This window comes from Lamprobacter sp., assembly GCF_034860625.1.
Lineage (GTDB): Bacteria > Pseudomonadota > Gammaproteobacteria > Chromatiales > Chromatiaceae > Lamprobacter.
Map to the genome: position 1 here is coordinate 1 of NZ_JAYESN010000510.1, position 1,403 is coordinate 1,403.

The 1,403-nt window shown below is 58.6% G+C and carries 4 protein-coding genes; all 4 read right to left on the reverse strand.

Annotated elements, in window-relative coordinates:
• Nucleotides 1-19 precede the first annotated feature (19 nt).
• Nucleotides 20-178, reverse strand: a complete 159-nt coding sequence (locus VBE63_RS29310) for a DUF433 domain-containing protein (RefSeq protein WP_323686501.1) — start codon at nucleotides 176-178, stop codon at nucleotides 20-22.
• A 38-nt stretch (nucleotides 179-216) separates the two neighbouring features.
• The gene (locus VBE63_RS29315; RefSeq protein WP_323686498.1) at nucleotides 217-513 is read right to left on the reverse strand and encodes a HigA family addiction module antitoxin; all 297 of its coding nucleotides are present in this window, start codon (nucleotides 511-513) and stop codon (nucleotides 217-219) included.
• Nucleotides 514-525: 12 nt separating this feature from the next.
• On the reverse strand, nucleotides 526-804 hold the full coding sequence (locus tag VBE63_RS29320) for a type II toxin-antitoxin system RelE/ParE family toxin (RefSeq protein WP_323686499.1): 279 nt from the start codon (nucleotides 802-804) through the stop codon (nucleotides 526-528).
• 107 nt (nucleotides 805-911) lie between these two features.
• Nucleotides 912-1,331: a polysaccharide biosynthesis C-terminal domain-containing protein gene (locus VBE63_RS29325; RefSeq protein ID WP_323686500.1), complete on the reverse strand. Its 420-nt coding sequence runs from the start codon at nucleotides 1,329-1,331 to the stop codon at nucleotides 912-914.
• Nucleotides 1,332-1,403: the final 72 nt, after the last annotated feature.

A 1,403-nucleotide genomic window follows, 5' to 3' on the forward strand; every position in this document is an offset into this window, starting at 1 on the left:
GTCGATCAGACGCACGACATCAAGCAACATCGCGCAATGTATAGCGGCGGGCCATCAAATCCGCCGCAAAGCGTAGACAGGCATCGATGTCCACTGGCTCTAGCGTCGGATATTGCCGCAGAATTTCGTCGCGGGATTCACCCGCGCTCAACAACCCAAGAATGGTTTCGGCGGTAATTCAAGGTCAGGCTTCGGCGCCCTGAATGATGGGTCCGTTTATTCGATGTCGGTTATTCGATTCAGCCGTTCGATATGTGGCCGTTCTCGGTTATATTCGGCTTGCCACAGATCATAAGCCGCCTGCATACGCAGCCACATCTCGGCATTGATGCCCAGCCAATCTTGCAAGCGTAAAGCCATGTCGGCACTGATGCCCGCATGGCCATTCAGGATGCGCGATAGCGCCGCCCGCGTCACACCCAACTGCTTTGCTCCCGCCGTGATCGTCACCGCCTCCGGCCAGCCGTCCTTGAGAACCTCACCGGGATGCAGCGGATTGTGCATACGACTCATGGCTCTCTACTCCTAGTGATAATCCAGATAATCGACCAACTCCGCGTCTTCGCCGTCAAATCGAAACATCACGCGCCAGTTGGCATTGGCGGTCACGGCCCAGAACCCTGACAACTCCCCGGTCAAAGGGTGCAATCGCCAAGCTGGGAGACCCATTTCCTCCGGACACGTCGCGACATCCAAGGCGGACAACTGCGCACGCAGCCGATTGGCGTGATGAGGCTGAATGCCCGCCTTGCTCCCGGTGCGGTAAAAGGCTTCGAGTCCTTTGTGGCGGAAACTACGAATCATGCCGCGATAGTATAGCGCCGCTATACGATCCGCAACCTGTACTGACGAGAGGTCGATCGCGTAGAAAGTCTTCCATGGTGTAGGCCATGTCAGGGTTCTCCTGGTGGTTAGATCAGGTAGAGGCGTTCAAGCAGTTCCCCGTGCCCGCCGCGGCGAGGCTTTGGGTAGCTCGGCTCCCGATAGAGGCTCAGATCAACACCACCCAGAGACGCCGAGCTGCCTGGCCAAGAGGTCAGCACCAAGATCAGGCTGAAGACCAGTGTGAGCAGCATCATCTTGAACCCCAACACCCGGCGCACCTGCCAGACACAGAGCAGATTCTGGATTGCTATTCCGGTCGCCGTCGCCACCGCCGTGCCGATCAAGCCAAAAGCCGGGATCAACACCAAGGCGCCGTCCAGCGCCACCACCGCCGCCGCCAGCACGTTGTTGCGCAGCAGGCGTTCATGCCCGGTCATCGAGAGCAAGTATCCGACCGAGCCGGTCGCCACATTCACCAACTGCTCAAGCGCGAGGATGCGCAGCACCGTGGCGCCCTCAGTAAACTCGGCCCCGAACAGCGACAGGGTAGTGCTCCAGATCTGTTATCGAATGATATT